Here is a 14,444-nt window from a genome sequence, read left to right as displayed (position 1 = left end):
GATTCAGACTCTATCAGAGTCTTTCTCGCTTGCTTTCCAGGTCCTTCGCTTTCGCGCTTTCCCTTTCCGGCGGTTCCGACTCTATCAGATCCTTTCGGGCCTGACCCCCAGTCAGCGGGGTTTGCCTTTCGGGCTGTTGGGCCCTTCCGGCGAGTGAGACAGTAGCGGATTCCCTGCCCCCGAAGCCAATCGGCGGCTGCGTCCTGGAACGCGGATTCCTCATTCGCAAATACGCATGAAAACAAGACGACGGAGTGCGTCGTTCGTTCGAATGTCGTAGTGCGGGATGGCTGTCCGGGGACCGACCGGGGTCGGCGCTCACGTCGGACAACTCGAAGAACCTTACGGATCGGGCACAGGTGTGTCAACCCCTGGCCGGCCGGCGGCGACAGGCCGGAAATCCTCACGTGCTCCTCACGCCCCCGGGTCTACGCTGGTCCCCATGACCACGCACGTGCTCACGCTCAGCCTTCGCTGGTGGGCCGCCTGACGGCGGCCGACCTCCAACGCGAGCACGCATGCGCTCACGGCCGCCGCTCCACGGCGGCCGTTCCTGTTTCTCCCCCGGGAGTGGCTCGGTCGCCCGACGCGGCGGCTCGACACCACACCACCTCAGAGGGAGAGCAGCAGACATGACGAGGATCTTCAGCGGGATCACGCCGTCCGGGCACCTGACGCTGGGCAACTACCTGGGGGCCCTGCGGCAGTGGGTCGCGGCCGAGCACGCGCCCTCCGACGCGCTGTTCTGCGTGGTGGACCTGCACGCGCTCACCACGGAGCACGATCCCGCGCGGGTACGGCGGCTCACCCGGCAGAACGCCTCGCTGTTCCTCGCCGCCGGCCTGGATCCACGGCGGTGCACCCTTTTCGTGCAGAGCCACGTCGCCGAGCACACCCGGCTGTCCTACCTGCTGGAGTGCACCGCCTCCGACGGGGAGCTGCGGCGGATGATCCAGTACCGGGAGAAGGCGGCGAAGGCGGAGGCGGCCGGCAACGGCGTACGGCTGTCGCTGCTGACGTATCCGGTGCTGATGGCGGCCGACATCCTGGCCTACGGCACGGAGGAGGTGCCGGTCGGCGAGGACCAGCGGCAGCACGTGGAGCTGACCCGGGACCTGGCCGTGCGGTTCAACCAGCGGTACGGGCACACGTTCACCGTGCCGAAGGCGACGCTGCCCACCGTGGGCGCGCGGGTCATGGACCTCCAGGACCCGACGTCGAAGATGGGGAAGTCGAGCGAGAGCGGTGCCGGGATCGTCTATCTCCTGGACGAGCCGGCGGTGATCACCAAGAAGGTGATGCGGGCCGTGACCGACAGCGGGGACGGCGGGGTGGTCTACGACCGGGCCGAGCGGCCGGGGGTGGCGAACCTGCTGGACGTCCTGGCCGCCTGTACGGGCGGGGAGCCGGAGAAGCTGGCGGAGGAGTACGAGCAGTACGGGCCGCTGAAGCGGGACGTGGCCGAGGCGGTGGTGGAGCTGCTGCGGCCGCTGCGGGAGCGGCACGCCGGGCTGGCGGCCGATCCGGGTGAGGTGGAGCGGGTGCTGCGCGAGGGGGCCGGGCGGGCGCGGGAGATCGCGCGGCCGGTGGTGGACCGGGCGTACGAGGCGATCGGGCTGCTGGCTCCGTGAAGGGGTGGAGGGGCGTTCCGCGTGCGGCCGCCCCTCCCCCGTCCGTCAGCTGTTGCCGGTGGCGAGTTCGCGGCTGCGGTCGCGGGCCGCTTCGAGGGCGGCGATCAGGGCGGCGCGTACGCCGTGCTTCTCCAGCTCGACGATGGCGTTGATCGTCGTACCGGCCGGGGAGGTGACGGCCTCGCGGAGCTTGACGGGGTGCTCGCCGCTGTCGCGGAGCATCACGGCGGCGCCGATGGCGGCCTGGACGATGAGGTCGTGGGCCTGGGCGCGGGGCAGGCCGAGGAGGATGCCGGCGTCGGTCATGGCCTCGACGAGGAAGTAGAAGTAGGCGGGGCCGGAGCCGGAGAGGGCGGTGGCCGCGTCCTGCTGGGACTCGGGGACGCGCAGGGTCTTGCCGACGCCGCCGAAGATCTCCTCGGTGTGCTGGAGGTGGGCGGCGGTGGCGTGGCTGCCGGCGGAAATGACGGACATGGCCTCGTCGACGAGGGCCGGGGTGTTCGTCATGACGCGGACGACGGGGGTGCCGGGGGCGAGCCGCTCCTCGAAGAAGGCGGTGGGGATTCCGGCGGCGCCGCTGATGACCAGGCGGTCGGCGGGGACGTGCGGGGCGAGCTCTTCGAGGAGCTTGCCCATGTCCTGGGGCTTGACGGTGAGGATGAGGGTGTCGGCGCGCTTGGCGGCCTCGGCGTTGCTGACGGGCTCGACGCCGTAGCGGGTGCGCAGCTCCTCGGCCCGTTCGGGCCGGCGGGCGGTGACGAGCAGTTTGGCGGCCGGCCAGCCGCCGCGGATCATCCCGCTGAGGAGGGCCTCGCCGATCTTGCCGGTACCGAGGACTGCGACTGTCTGGGTCATGCCCGATTCACCTCGCCGAACGAACCTTCAGGACGTACGCCCTCATCCTTGCACCCGTCCGCGTCGTGGCGAGGGGGTGTCCGCTCCGTGGTCAGGGCGTGCGGCGGCGGAGGGTGGCGGCGCCGAGGGCGAGGACGAGGAGGGCGCAGGCCGCCACGATGACGGCGTCGCGCACGAAGTCGGCGGTCATGTCGGTGTGCGTGAGGACCTGGGTCATGCCGTCGACGGCGTAGGACATGGGCAGGACGTCGGAGAGGCCGTCGAGTACGGGCTGCATGGTGTCGCGGGGCGCGAAGAGGCCGCACAGGAGGAGCTGCGGGAAGATCACGGCCGGCATGAACTGGACGGCCTGGAACTCGGAGGCGGCGAAGGCGGAGACGAACAGGCCGAGGGCGGTGCCGAGGAGGGCGTCGAGGAGGGCGACGAGCAGGAGCAGCCAGGGGGAGCCGACGACGTCGAGGCCGAGGAGCCAGAGGGCGAGGCCGGTGGCGAGGAGGGACTGCACGACGGCGACGGCGCCGAAGGCGAGGGCGTAGCCGGCGATGAGGTCGGTCTTGCCGAGGGGCATGGCGAGGAGGCGTTCGAGGGTGCCGGAGGTGCGTTCGCGGAGGGTGGCGATCGAGGTCACGAGGAACATCGTGATGAGGGGGAAGATCCCGAGGAGTGAGGCGCCGATGCTGTCGAAGGTGCGCGGGCTGCCGTCGAAGACGTAGCGCAGCAGGGTGAGCATCAGTACGGGGACCAGCAGCATCAGTGCGATGGAGCGCGGGTCGTGGCGGAGCTGGCGCAGGACGCGGCCGGCGGTGGCGAGGGTGCGGGCGCCGTTCATCGCTGGGTCTCCCTTGCGAGTGCGTTGGCTTCGTCGACGAGGCGGAGGAAGCCTTCCTCGACGGTGGCGGAGCCGGTTCGGGTGCGGAGGGCTTCGGGGGTGTCCTGGGCGAGGATCCGGCCGTCGCGCATGAGGAGCAGGTCGTGGCAGCGCTCGGCCTCGTCCATGACGTGGGAGGAGACGAGGATCGTGGTGCCGCGGCGGGCGGTGAGGTCGTGGAAGAGGTTCCACAGGTCGCGGCGCAGGACGGGGTCGAGGCCGACGGTGGGTTCGTCGAGGACGAGCAGCTCGGGCGTGCCGAGGAGGGCGACGGCGAGGGAGACGCGGCTGCGCTGGCCGCCGGAGAGGTTTCCGGCGAGGGCGGTGGCGCGGGCGGTGAGGTCGACGTCGGCGATGGCCCGGTCGACGGCGGCGCGGCAGCGTTCGGCGGCGGGGCGTCCGGGGTCGAGGACGGCGGCGAAGTAGTCGAGGTTCTGCCGGACGGTGAGGTCGTCGTAGACGGAGGGCGCCTGGGTGACGTAGCCGATGCGGGAGCGGAGCTCGGGGTGGCCGGCGGGGCGGCCGAGGACGTCGAGGGTGCCGGTGACGTGGGCCTGGGTGCCGACGACGGCGCGCATGAGGGTGGACTTGCCGCAGCCGGAGGGTCCGAGGAGGCCGGTGATGCGGCCGCGGGGGACGTCGAAGCCGATGCCGTCGAGGACGGTGCGGGGGGTGCGGCCGGTGCCGCGGCGGACGGTGAGGCCGTGGGCGTGGACGGCGGGAGGGGGTTCCTCCGGCTGGTTATTCATCATGTGATGAATAATGCTCGCGGCTGTGCCGCTCGTCAATGAGCCGGGTGTTCGGAGCTACTTCTTGCGCTTGGGACGGCGGGCGGCCGGGTTGCCCGTACGGGCGCTGCGGCGACGGCCGAATTCGGCCACGGCGCGCTCGTACTCGGTGCGGCGGAGCTTCTCGCCGGGGGCCTCGGAGAGGCTGCGCAGGAAGTACGCGATGAGGGAGCCGATGAAACCGATCGTCTTCAGGCCCTTGAGGGCGGCCTCGTCGGAGGACGGGCGCGGGCGGCGGCCGAAGGACTCCCAGGTCTTGGCGAAGGCGATGGCACTGGCGATCGCGAAGAGCACGACGACGGAGATGCTGAGGAAGGGGCCGACGTCCCCGATCTCCAGGCCTTCGTAGGCGAACCGCAGGAGGTACGCGCCGACGACGGCGGCGGCGAGCGAGCCGACGGCCACGCCGGCGCGGCGCAGGGCGTAGCCGTTGTCGTGGTCCACCCAGGAGGTGCCGAAGAACCGGATCGGCTCGGGCTGCGGGCCGGGGGCCGGCGCGGCGGGCGCGGCGGGGCTCTGGCTCTGGTCTCGCTGCTGCTGGTCGTCGCTCACGCTGCCGATTATCCCCCGACGGACAGAGCCCGCCGGGGGTGTCTCACCTGGCAGAACGGTGACGTCGGCCGGGCGGGTCAGCCGCAGCGCGGGGCGACGTAGCCGTCGCTGCCCGTCTTCACGTAGGCGTCGGAGACGAAGCGGCCGTTGCCGATGCAGTCCCACAGGTCCGTGGTGCCGTACGGGCCCGAGACCGTCGTGCCGGGGCACTGGCAGCGGATCGTCACGTACCCGCCAGCCGGGACGGAGTCGATGATCGAGTAGTTGGTGCCCGGGCCGCTGCGGACGTTCACCCGGTAGCCGGGAGCCGTCGGGAAGGTGGGACCCGCGTCGCCGGAGAGGCTCTGGACTTGGCTTGATTCGTTCTCAACGGACATGTGAAATCTCCCCCCATGGGTGCTGCACTGCGCAACGCGCGCAGGGTAGCAAGCCCTTGGATGTTGCCAGGGGCCATCGACTAGGCTCCGGCGGGGGTGGTGAGCGGTGCAGTCGCGGCGTGCGGACTACGCCGGGTTTCCGGAATACGCCGGGCAGTACCGGCTCGAATCCGTGCTCGGCTCCGGCGGCATGGGCGTCGTCCACCTGGCCGCCTCCAGCTCCGGGCTGAAACTCGCCGTCAAGGTCGTGCACGCCCAGCACGCGGTGGATCCCGAGTTCCGGGCCCGGTTCCGGCAGGAGGTCGCGGCCGCGCGAAGGGTGAGCGGTGCTTTCACCGCGCCCGTCGTGGACGCCGACCCGGACGCCGAGCGGCCCTGGATGGCCACCCTCTTCATCGACGCCCCGACCCTGTCCGAGCGGGTGCGCGAACGCGTGCTGGACCCCGTGGAGCTGACGCGGCTCGCCGCCGGGCTGGCGGAGGCCCTGCGGGACATCCACCGCGCCGGGGTGGTGCACCGGGACCTGAAACCGAGCAACGTGCTGATGGCCCCGGACGGGGTGCGCGTCATCGACTTCGGCATCTCGCGCCCGGCCGACAGCGACCTGCGCACGGAGACCGGCAAGCTGATCGGGACCCCGCCGTTCATGGCGCCGGAGCAGTTCCAGCGGCCCCGCGAGGTCGGGACGGCCGCGGACGTGTTCGCGCTGGGCGCGGTGCTGGTGCACGCGGCGACCGGGCGCGGGCCGTTCGACTCCGACAGCCACTACCTCGTCGCGTACCAGGTGGTGCACAGCGAGCCCGACCTGACGGGGCTGCCGGCCCGGCTGGTGCCGATCGTGGCGCGGTGCCTGGCCAAGGACCCGGCGGAGCGTCCGACCGCCGAGGCGCTGATCGCGGAGATGCGCGCCGTGGCGTACCGGACGGGCGAGGACACCCAGGCGTTCATACCGCAGCCCCGGCTGCCGGCGGCGGCCGAGGAACTCACCCACCAGCGGCGGCAGGTCGCCCTCACTGCGGAGCCGCCGCCCGCCCCGCGCCGGCGCCGGATCCGGCCGGCGCTGCTGGCGGCCGGGCTCGGTGTGCTGCTCACGGCGGGGGGCGTCGGCGGGTACCTGTGGCACGCCGCCGGCTCGGACGCGCCGGACCGGCGGCCCGCCGCCGGCACGTCGGCGGGACCGGGCGGGGCGTTCACCCCGTGGTCGGCCTCGCCGGGCACGCCCCCGGTGTCCTGCTCGGCGGCGGCCGACGGCCTGTTCTGCTCGGGGCCGGGGCTGGCGGGCACCCGGCTCGGCGCGGCCGACGGTTCGACGGCCTGGACCGTACGCGCGAAGGCGCCCTCTTCGGGGGTGGCCAGCAGCACCGCCCCGTCGTACGCGGCCGGAGCGGTCGTGGTGATGGCACCCGGCAGCGAACTGGTCCAGGCGCTGGATCCGGGTACGGGCGCCGAGCGCTGGCAGCGGAAGCTGTCCGGCGGCACGCGCGTGGTGACGGCGGGCCCCTACGTGGTCCTGGTCGCGTCGGACGGCACGGTCACCGCCCTCGACGGGGCCGGCGGCACCCAGAAGTGGAGCCGCCACATCGCCGGAGCCGGGTCCGTGTGGTGGGGCGGGGCCGGAGCCGCGGGCGCGCCCGTGCTCTTCGCCGCGACGGCGGACCTCGACGGCAGCTCGACGCAGCTCGTCGAGATCGACGCCGCCACCGGTGCCGTGCGCTGGCAGACCCGGGCCACCGGAGAGCTCCGGCCGATCGGCGTGTCCCGCGGCGCGCTGCACCTGCTCGACAACGCCGCCGGCGTCAGGACGGCCGGGATCGTACGGGTGGACACGGCCACCCACGCCCTGCGCCGGGTCCAGCTGTCGGCCCCGCTGTACGAGACGGAGGCGACGGTGGGCCCCGACGGGACGGTGTACGCCTTCGGCACGCGGGGCGGTCTCGTGGCGATCGGCGCCGAGAAGGAGCTGTGGCGGCTGGAGTCGGGCGCGGCGTTCGCCTCCCGGCCGGTGTTCGCGGACGGGCGGGTCTACCTGTCGGCCGGGGACGGCCGCCTGCTGGCCGTCGACGCCGGCGCGGGGCGGCTCGTCGGCCAGACCAAGCCCCGCATGGCCGCCGGCGCCCAGGGCACCTTCAGCGCCACCCTCCCGGCCCCCGTCGTCGCCGACGGCCGGGTGTACTCCTCCGCCCCCGACGGCACGGTCTTCGCGGTGGACGCGCGGAACCCGGCGGGGTGGTAGGCCACGGCCGCCGCCGGACGGGGTCCGGCGCAGCGCTCCGAAGCCCGGGAGGCGCCCCGGCGCCGAGCGGTGCGAGGAACGCGTCGGAAAGGGGACGCGCGGAACCCCGCCGGGTGGTGACCCACACCGGCGGGGTTCGGGCGGTACAGGGGACTCAGCCCAGCTTCGTCACGTCGCGGACCGCGCCCTTGTCGGCGCTGGTGGCCATCGCCGCGTAGGCGCGCAGGGCCGCCGAGACGGTGCGCTCGCGGTTCTTCGGCGCGTACACGCCGCCCAGCTCCGCGTGACGGGCGGCCAGCTCCTCCGCGGAGACCAGCAGCTCGATGGACCGGTTCGGGATGTCGATGCGGATCCGGTCGCCGTCCCGGACCACCGCGATGTCGCCGCCCGAGGCCGCCTCCGGGGAGGCGTGGCCGATGGACAGGCCCGAGGTGCCGCCGGAGAAGCGGCCGTCCGTCACCAGGGCGCAGACCTTGCCGAGGCCGCGGCCCTTGAGGAAGGACGTCGGGTAGAGCATCTCCTGCATGCCGGGGCCGCCGCGCGGGCCCTCGTAGCGGATGACGACGACGTCGCCCGGCTGGACCTCCTTGCGGAGGATCTTGTCGACGGCCTCGTCCTGCGACTCGCAGACGACCGCCGGGCCCTCGAAGGTCCAGATCGACTCGTCGACGCCGGCGGTCTTCACCACGCAGCCGTCGACGGCGAGGTTGCCGCGCAGCACGGCGAGGCCGCCGTCCTTGGAGTACGCGTGCTCCACGGAGCGGATGCAGCCGCCCTCGGCGTCGAGGTCGAGGCTCTCCCAGCGCTCGGACTGGGAGAAGGCGGTCGCGGAGCGCTTGCAGCCGGGGGCCGCGTGCCACAGCTCCATGGCCACCTCGGACGCCGTGCCGGAGCGGGCGTCCCACTCGCCGAGCCAGTCGTCCAGGCCCTTGGAGTGGACGGTGCTGACGTCCTTGTTGAGGAGCCCGCCGCGGTGCAGCTCGCCGAGGATGGCGGGGATGCCGCCGGCGCGGTGCACGTCCTCCATGTAGTACGTGCCGCCGGGCGCGACGTTCGGGGCGACCTTGGCCAGGCAGGGCACGCGGCGCGAGACGGCGTCGATGTCCTTCAGGTCGTAGTCCAGGCCCGCCTCCTGCGCGGCGGCCAGCAGGTGCAGGATCGTGTTGGTCGAGCCGCCCATGGCGATGTCCAGGGCCATGGCGTTCTCGAAGGCCTCGCGGGAGGCGATGTTGCGCGGCAGGACGGAGTCGTCGCCGTCCTCGTAGTAGCGCTTGGTGATCTCCACGACCGTGCGGCCGGCGTCCTCGTACAGGGCGCGGCGGGCGGTGTGCGTGGCGAGGACCGAGCCGTTGCCGGGGAGGGCCAGGCCGATGGCCTCGGCGAGGCAGTTCATCGAGTTGGCGGTGAACATGCCCGAACACGAACCGCAGGTCGGACAGGCGTTCTCCTCGATGCGCAGGACGTCCTCGTCGGAGACGTTCTCGTTGGAGGCGTCGACCATCGCGTCGATCAGGTCCAGCTTGCGGACGGTGCCGTCCACCAGGGTCGCCTGGCCGGCCTCCATCGGGCCGCCGGAGACGAAGACCACCGGGATGTTGAGGCGCAGCGCGGCCATCAGCATGCCGGGGGTGATCTTGTCGCAGTTGGAGATGCAGATCAGGGCGTCGGCGCAGTGCGCCTCGACCATGTACTCCACGCTGTCGGCGATCAGGTCGCGCGACGGCAGGGAGTACAGCATGCCGGCGTGGCCCATGGCGATGCCGTCGTCGACCGCGATGGTGTTGAACTCGCGCGGGATGGCTCCGGCGGCGCGGATGGCGTCCGAGACGATGCGGCCGACCGGCGCCAGGTGGGTGTGGCCGGGGACGAACTCGGTGAAGGAGTTGGCCACCGCGATGATCGGCTTGCCGATGTCCTCGCTCGCTACGCCCGACGCGCGCATCAGCGCACGAGCGCCTGCCATGTTGCGGCCGTGGGTGACGGTGCGGGACCTCAGCTCGGGCATGCGGTTTCACTCCCCATGAGTGCGGCCGTACGCGGACGGCCGCGACTGCGGATATGGCTCGGTTACGAGGCTACGCCCCCCGCCCGCGATCCGGACAGTCGGTCCGGATGCCGGGACGGCAGGGTCATTCCCCGGTCACTCCCCCGGCCACTCCCGGCCCGCTCCCGGCCCGCTCCCGGCCCGCTCCCCGGTCACTCGCCGGTCAGGTAGCGCTGGAGCGTGGGAGCCACCAGGGCCACGATGTCCTCCGGGTCCGCGGACGCGAGCGGCTCGACCTGGACCACGTACCTCAGGATCGCGATCCCGACCATGTGCGAGGCCGCCAGCTCCGCCCGGAACGTCGGATCCGGGACGTCCAGATCGGCCGCGATCCGCTCCAGCAGCCGGCGCAGCAGCAGCGTGCGCAGCACCTTCGCGGCGGCCTCGTGGGTGAGCGCCGACCGGATCACCGCGAGCATCGGCACCCGGGTGACCGGGTTCTCCCACACCCCCAGGAAGTACCTGACCAGCCTCTCCCCGATGCCGTCGGCGCCAGCCCCGAGGACGGCCGGGAGCACCAGGGCGGGCTCCATCGTGACCTCGATGGCGGCGGCGAACAGGTCGTCCTTGCTGCCGAAGTAGTGGTGCACCAGCGCCGGGTCCACCCCGGCGACCTTCGCGATGCCGCGCACGGACGTCTTGTCGTACCCGCGCTCCGCGAACACCTCGCGGGCCGCCAGCCGGATCCGTTCCTGGGTGCCGGGGCCGTCGTCGGCCTCGTCCTGGCGGGGCCGGCCGGGGCCGCGGCGCCGCTTCACGGGCTCGGTCACCGGCGCCCGGCCGGCTTCGCGAGGTGCTCCCGGGTGAAGGCCAGCGCCTCGGCGAGGTCGGCCTCCCGCTCGGCGGAGGACATGGCGCGCCGCGTGTTGACCTCGATGACCACGTGCCCGTCGAAGGAGGTCCGGGCCAGCCCCTCCAGCAGCTCGGCACAGGGCTGCGTACCGCGTCCGGGGACCAGGTGCTCGTCCTTCGCCGACCCGTTGCCGTCGGCGAGGTGGACGTGCGCCAGCCGGTCCCCCATCCGGTCGATCATCGCGGTGGCGTCGGTGCGGGCGGTGGCGGTGTGCGAGAGGTCGACGGTGAAGTGCCGGTAGTCGTCCTTCGTCACGTCCCACTCGGGCGCGTACGCGAGCATCTCGCGGTCCCGGTAGCGCCACGGGTACATGTTCTCGACGGCGAAGCGCACATCCGTCTCGTCGGCCATCCGCCAGATCCCGGAGACGAAGTCCCGCGCGTACTGCCGCTGCCAGCGGAACGGCGGGTGCACCACGACGGTCGACGCCCCGAGCCGCTCGGCGGCGGCCTGCGCCCGCTGGAGCTTGGTCCACGGGTCGGTGGACCACACCCGCTGGGTGATGAGCAGGCAGGGCGCGTGCACGGCCAGGATCGGCACCTGGTGGTGGTCCGACAGGCGGCGCAGCGCGTCGACGTCCTGGCTCACCGGGTCCGTCCAGACCATGACCTCCACCCCGTCGTAGCCGAGACGGGCGGCGATCTCGAAGGCGGTCGCCGTGGACTCCGGGTAGACGGAGGCGGTGGACAGGGCGACCTTCGGGGTCCGGCTGTTCGGGATACGGAGCGGATCTGCCACGGTGACAGGTTACGGGGCCCCTCACCGGCGGAACGCAAGTGGCGGCACTTTCGTCATACTTTTCGAATGGAAACCGGGACGATGGCCGAAGCCCGCCGCTGGCTGGCGGAACAGGGCGTGGTGGAGACCCCAGGGGGCTGGACCGACCCCGACCACCCGGGCCGCCTCCTCACCGCGAGCGACGTCGCCCACACGTGGGCCGCCCTCGCCCTCACCGAGGACGACCTCGACGACACCGCGCAGGCGGAGCTGGCCCTGGCCCTCGTCGACCTCCTCGACGAGTACTGGGTCACCTGCGAGCTGCACTTCACCTTCCACGGCACCCTCTACGGCGGCCCGCGCCCGAAGGCCCCCCTCTGGAAGGGCTACCGCACCCGCCTGGAAAGGGAACGGAACCCAAAGCCCGTCCGCTACTCCCTCTGGGTCGACTGGTTCGAGAACCGCGCCACCTCCGCCGAGGCCTTCGCGGAAGTCCTGGGCAACGACATCGAGGCCATCGCCGCCTCCCCCACCCCGGCCACCCTCCGCCGCGCGTCCCGCGTCCTGGCCGACTCGGGCCCGGTCCCCTGGGAGACCAAACACCCGGCCTACCTCACGGCCCACCGCCTCCCGGCCCTCCACGAACCCCTCTTCAAGGCCCTCCTCGCGGGCTACCACGACGCCTACGGCGACCTCCACCCCGCCCAGGCCCTCACCCTCCTGGACTCCCTCACCCTCCCCCCGACCACGGAACACCTCCCCCGCCTCCGCACGGTCCTCACGGCGGGCCACGCCAACCACTACCGCAGCCCGGAGGCGTGGGACGCAGCGTCGGACGCACCCCGTTGACCTACTCACGGTGAGTGGGTCCGCATCATTGCGCGCAATCGGCGCTGCCCGCCCGAACGCGGCAATCCACGGCAATCGGCCCGCAGGGTCGGGCAGTTGCCGTGCTCCGAGCCGGAACCTCCGCCACGATCGTCCGCTACACCGACTGGGGGGAGGAGGACGCCGTCACCGTATTCGGCTCCCGTGACCTGTGGGCAGAAGTCACAGCCGCGCTCAACTGGTACGAGCTGCACGACCGCCCGCACATCACCCGGTTCGGCATCAGCGTCGACCGGGACCACCAGCACGCCTGGCTGGACGACCCGGCCCACCCCCTGGAACCCCAGACGTCCGCCGGACGCCAAACCGGGAGGAGCGCGTAGCGATCCATCGCGCCGGGGTGCTCCGCGGGGCTCTCCAGGGCCCGGCTGCCCGGCAGACCAAAGCCCGGCCCCCCGCCTCGTCACTGACGGGCCCGCCCCTCCCGCTCCTGCCCCGTGACCGTTCCTTCGGGGGCTTCCCGGCAGTCTTTCGGCTTTCCGGGGCGGGTCGGTCGGTCAAGGGTGGCCGAAGGCCATCTCGAAGAGACGCGACGAAGGAGCGCCCTTGACGGACCGGCCCGACACGGAAGGACGATGGACTGCCGGGAAACCCCCGCCCCTCCCCGAGACCGCCCCGGGGAATCCCGCTCCCACCACCCGGCCCGCACCCAGGGAGGCGGGTGGGCAGGCGCCGACCGGCGGCCGGGGTCGAGGGGGAGATGGCGGGCCCGCACCGTGAATCCGTCGCGGAGAACCCGCACGGGAGACCCGCACCGCAAGCCCCCTACAGACCCGCCCCGCGCCGCAAGCCCCGTACGAGCGCGCCCGCGCCGCAAGCCCCGTACGCCCCCTACGGCAGGTGGTCCAGCCTCCGCAGGATGACGCCCTCGCGGAGGGCCCAGGGGCAGATCTCCAGCTGGTCGACGCCGAAGAGGTCCATCGCCGCCTCCGCCACCAGCGCGCCCGCCAGGAGCTGGGCGGCGCGGCCCTCCGAGACGCCCGGGAGCGCGGCGCGTTCGGCGGTGGTCATCGCCGTGAGGCGGGGTACCCACTCCTCCAGGGACTTCCGGGTCAGGTCGCGCTGCACGTACAGGCCGTCGGCCTCGCGGGCCGCGCCGGCGATGCGGGCCAGCTGCTTGAAGGTCTTCGACGTCGCCACCACGTGGTCCGGCGCCCCGAAGCGGCTGAACTCGCCGACCGTCCGGGCGATCTGCGCCCGGACGTGCCGACGCAGCGCCCGCACGTCGGCGGGGTCCGCGAGGTCGCCCGGGAGCCAGGCCGAGGTGAGGCGGCCCGCGCCCAGCGGCAGGGAGGCGGCGGCGTCGGGGTCCTCGTCAATGCCGTACGCGATCTCCAGCGAGCCCCCGCCGATGTCGAGGACCAGCAGCTTCCCGGCCGACCAGCCGAACCACCGCCGGACCGCGAGGAAGGTCAGCCGGGCCTCGTCCTCGCCGCTGAGCACCGGCAGCTCGACGCCGGTCTCGGCCTTGACCCGGGCGAGGACCTCGTCGGCGTTCGGGGCCTCGCGCACCGCGCTGGTCGCGAAGGGCAGCACGTCCTCGCAGCCCTTGTCCTCGGCCGCCTGCACCGCGCCGGCGATCGCCGCGACGAGGCGTTCGACGCCTTCGGGGCTGACCGCGCCGTGCTCGTCGAGCAGCTCGGCGAGCCGCAGCTGCACCTTGTGGGAGTGCGCGGGCTGCGGGCGCGCGCCAGGGTGCGCGTCCACCACCAGCAGATGGATCGTGTTCGAACCCACGTCAAGGACACCGAGTCTCATACGGGAAACGCTACTGGGCCGAACGCGGAGCGGTGGAGGAAGGGGCGCTTAGGCTGGGCTTGTGCCAAATACGAAGAAGGCCAGCAAGAGCAGGACCGAGATCAAGAAGAAGAACAAGGTGTCGGACGAGAAGGGCCTCGACTTCCCCCGGGCCTGGGTGGAGTTCCCCGATCCCGCCGACGACGAGCAGGTCTTCCGCTGCGACCTGACCTGGCTGACCTCCCGCTGGACGTGCATCTTCGGCAGCGGCTGCCAGGGCATCCAGGCGGGCCGTGCCTCCGACGGCTGCTGCACCCTCGGCGCGCACTTCTCCGACGAGGACGACGAGAAGCGGGTCGCCGAGCACGTCGCCCGGCTCACGCCGGAGCTGTGGCAGTTCCACGACGTCGGCAGCGAGTCGGGCTGGACCCAGCTGGACGACGACGGGGACAAGCAGACCCGCCGCTGGGACGGCGCCTGCATCTTCCTGAACCGGCCCGGGTTCCCCGCCGGAGCGGGCTGCTCCCTGCACATCCTGGCGCTGCGCAGCGGCCAAGAGCCGCTGGAAACGAAGCCCGACGTGTGCTGGCAGCTGCCCATCCGGCGGACGTACGACTGGATCGACCGGCCGGACGACACCCGCGTCCTCCAGGTGTCGATCGGCGAGTACGACCGGCGCGGCTGGGGCCCGGGCGGCCACGACCTGCACTGGTGGTGCACGTCGGCGACGTCCGCGCACGGTGCGGGCGACCCGGTGTACGTGTCGTACCGGGCGGAGCTGACGGAGCTGATGGGCAAGGAGGGCTACGCGGAGCTGGTGAAGCTGTGCGAGGCGCGGCTGGCCTCGCTGCTGCCGATGGCCCCGCACCCCGCCGACCCGCAGTAGCCGGGTCCCCTCGGC

Annotated in this window: 14 protein-coding genes; 5 read left to right on the top strand and 9 right to left on the bottom strand. The window is 72.7% G+C overall.

Going from position 1 to position 14,444, the window contains the following annotated elements:
- The first annotated feature begins 632 nt into the window (after nucleotides 1-632).
- On the top strand, nucleotides 633-1,631 hold the full coding sequence (trpS, locus tag ACIPW5_RS32005; protein ID WP_401252475.1) for a tryptophan--tRNA ligase: 999 nt from the start codon (nucleotides 633-635) through the stop codon (nucleotides 1,629-1,631).
- A gap of 45 nt (nucleotides 1,632-1,676) precedes the next feature.
- Here trpS and proC read toward each other — a convergent pair whose 3' ends face one another.
- The 5 genes from proC to ACIPW5_RS31980 form a co-directional block, all read right to left on the bottom strand.
- A complete protein-coding gene (gene proC / locus ACIPW5_RS32000; protein ID WP_401252472.1) occupies nucleotides 1,677-2,486 on the bottom strand; it encodes a pyrroline-5-carboxylate reductase in 810 nt (269 codons plus the stop codon).
- 91 nt (nucleotides 2,487-2,577) lie between these two features.
- Complete coding sequence (locus ACIPW5_RS31995; RefSeq protein WP_401252469.1) at nucleotides 2,578-3,315, bottom strand: ABC transporter permease; 738 nt, start codon at nucleotides 3,313-3,315, stop codon at nucleotides 2,578-2,580.
- Nucleotides 3,312-4,106: an ABC transporter ATP-binding protein gene (locus tag ACIPW5_RS31990; protein WP_401252467.1), complete on the bottom strand. Its 795-nt coding sequence runs from the start codon at nucleotides 4,104-4,106 to the stop codon at nucleotides 3,312-3,314. The genes ACIPW5_RS31995 and ACIPW5_RS31990 overlap by 4 nt, the downstream gene beginning before the upstream one ends.
- 54 nt (nucleotides 4,107-4,160) lie before the next feature.
- Entirely contained in the window at nucleotides 4,161-4,694 is a 534-nt protein-coding gene (locus ACIPW5_RS31985) for a hypothetical protein (protein ID WP_401252464.1), read from the bottom strand.
- 77 nt (nucleotides 4,695-4,771) lie between these two features.
- A complete protein-coding gene (locus ACIPW5_RS31980; RefSeq protein WP_401252461.1) occupies nucleotides 4,772-5,071 on the bottom strand; it encodes a peptidase in 300 nt (99 codons plus the stop codon).
- A 106-nt stretch (nucleotides 5,072-5,177) separates the two neighbouring features.
- Between ACIPW5_RS31980 and ACIPW5_RS31975 the strand changes: the two genes are divergently transcribed.
- The gene (locus tag ACIPW5_RS31975; RefSeq protein ID WP_401252458.1) at nucleotides 5,178-7,304 is read left to right on the top strand and encodes a PQQ-binding-like beta-propeller repeat protein; all 2,127 of its coding nucleotides are present in this window, start codon (nucleotides 5,178-5,180) and stop codon (nucleotides 7,302-7,304) included.
- A 154-nt stretch (nucleotides 7,305-7,458) separates the two neighbouring features.
- On the opposite strand, the gene ilvD is transcribed toward ACIPW5_RS31975, so the two are convergent.
- From ilvD to ACIPW5_RS31960, 3 genes are all read right to left on the bottom strand, one after another.
- A complete protein-coding gene (gene ilvD / locus ACIPW5_RS31970; RefSeq protein ID WP_401252455.1) occupies nucleotides 7,459-9,309 on the bottom strand; it encodes a dihydroxy-acid dehydratase in 1,851 nt (616 codons plus the stop codon).
- A 191-nt stretch (nucleotides 9,310-9,500) separates the two neighbouring features.
- On the bottom strand, nucleotides 9,501-10,118 hold the full coding sequence (locus tag ACIPW5_RS31965) for a TetR family transcriptional regulator (RefSeq protein WP_401252453.1): 618 nt from the start codon (nucleotides 10,116-10,118) through the stop codon (nucleotides 9,501-9,503).
- Complete coding sequence (locus tag ACIPW5_RS31960) at nucleotides 10,115-10,939, bottom strand: sugar phosphate isomerase/epimerase family protein (RefSeq protein ID WP_401252450.1); 825 nt, start codon at nucleotides 10,937-10,939, stop codon at nucleotides 10,115-10,117. The genes ACIPW5_RS31965 and ACIPW5_RS31960 overlap by 4 nt, the downstream gene beginning before the upstream one ends.
- Before the next feature lie 66 nt (nucleotides 10,940-11,005).
- Between ACIPW5_RS31960 and ACIPW5_RS31955 the strand changes: the two genes are divergently transcribed.
- Nucleotides 11,006-11,767, top strand: a complete 762-nt coding sequence (locus ACIPW5_RS31955; protein ID WP_401252447.1) for a hypothetical protein — start codon at nucleotides 11,006-11,008, stop codon at nucleotides 11,765-11,767.
- A gap of 101 nt (nucleotides 11,768-11,868) precedes the next feature.
- A complete protein-coding gene (locus tag ACIPW5_RS31950) occupies nucleotides 11,869-12,129 on the top strand; it encodes a hypothetical protein (protein ID WP_401252444.1) in 261 nt (86 codons plus the stop codon).
- A gap of 508 nt (nucleotides 12,130-12,637) precedes the next feature.
- Here the strand turns inward: ACIPW5_RS31950 and ACIPW5_RS31945 are convergent.
- The gene (locus tag ACIPW5_RS31945) at nucleotides 12,638-13,564 is read right to left on the bottom strand and encodes a Ppx/GppA family phosphatase (RefSeq protein WP_401252441.1); all 927 of its coding nucleotides are present in this window, start codon (nucleotides 13,562-13,564) and stop codon (nucleotides 12,638-12,640) included.
- Nucleotides 13,565-13,625: 61 nt separating this feature from the next.
- On the opposite strand from ACIPW5_RS31945, the gene ACIPW5_RS31940 reads away from it, so the two are divergent.
- Complete coding sequence (locus ACIPW5_RS31940) at nucleotides 13,626-14,429, top strand: hypothetical protein (protein ID WP_401252438.1); 804 nt, start codon at nucleotides 13,626-13,628, stop codon at nucleotides 14,427-14,429.
- Nucleotides 14,430-14,444 lie beyond the last annotated feature (15 nt).

The organism is Streptomyces sp. NPDC090077 (genome assembly GCF_044747545.1).
Lineage (GTDB): Bacteria > Actinomycetota > Actinomycetes > Streptomycetales > Streptomycetaceae > Streptomyces.
Note: the sequence above shows the minus strand (reverse complement) of the source record. Positions and strands in the feature narration are given on the sequence as shown.

Excerpts from the sequence above, each read along its gene's own strand:
- ACIPW5_RS31945 (WP_401252441.1), bottom strand. The coding sequence starts at position 13,564 with ATGAGACTCGGTGTCCTTGACGTGGGTTCGAACACGATCCATCTGCTG.
- ACIPW5_RS31995 (WP_401252469.1), bottom strand. The coding sequence starts at position 3,315 with ATGAACGGCGCCCGCACCCTCGCCACCGCCGGCCGCGTCCTGCGCCAG.
- trpS (WP_401252475.1), top strand. The coding sequence starts at position 633 with ATGACGAGGATCTTCAGCGGGATCACGCCGTCCGGGCACCTGACGCTG.
- ACIPW5_RS31955 (WP_401252447.1), top strand. The coding sequence starts at position 11,006 with ATGGAAACCGGGACGATGGCCGAAGCCCGCCGCTGGCTGGCGGAACAG.
- ACIPW5_RS31990 (WP_401252467.1), bottom strand. The coding sequence starts at position 4,106 with ATGATGAATAACCAGCCGGAGGAACCCCCTCCCGCCGTCCACGCCCAC.
- proC (WP_401252472.1), bottom strand. The coding sequence starts at position 2,486 with ATGACCCAGACAGTCGCAGTCCTCGGTACCGGCAAGATCGGCGAGGCC.
- ilvD (WP_401252455.1), bottom strand. The coding sequence starts at position 9,309 with ATGCCCGAGCTGAGGTCCCGCACCGTCACCCACGGCCGCAACATGGCA.
- ACIPW5_RS31980 (WP_401252461.1), bottom strand. The coding sequence starts at position 5,071 with ATGTCCGTTGAGAACGAATCAAGCCAAGTCCAGAGCCTCTCCGGCGAC.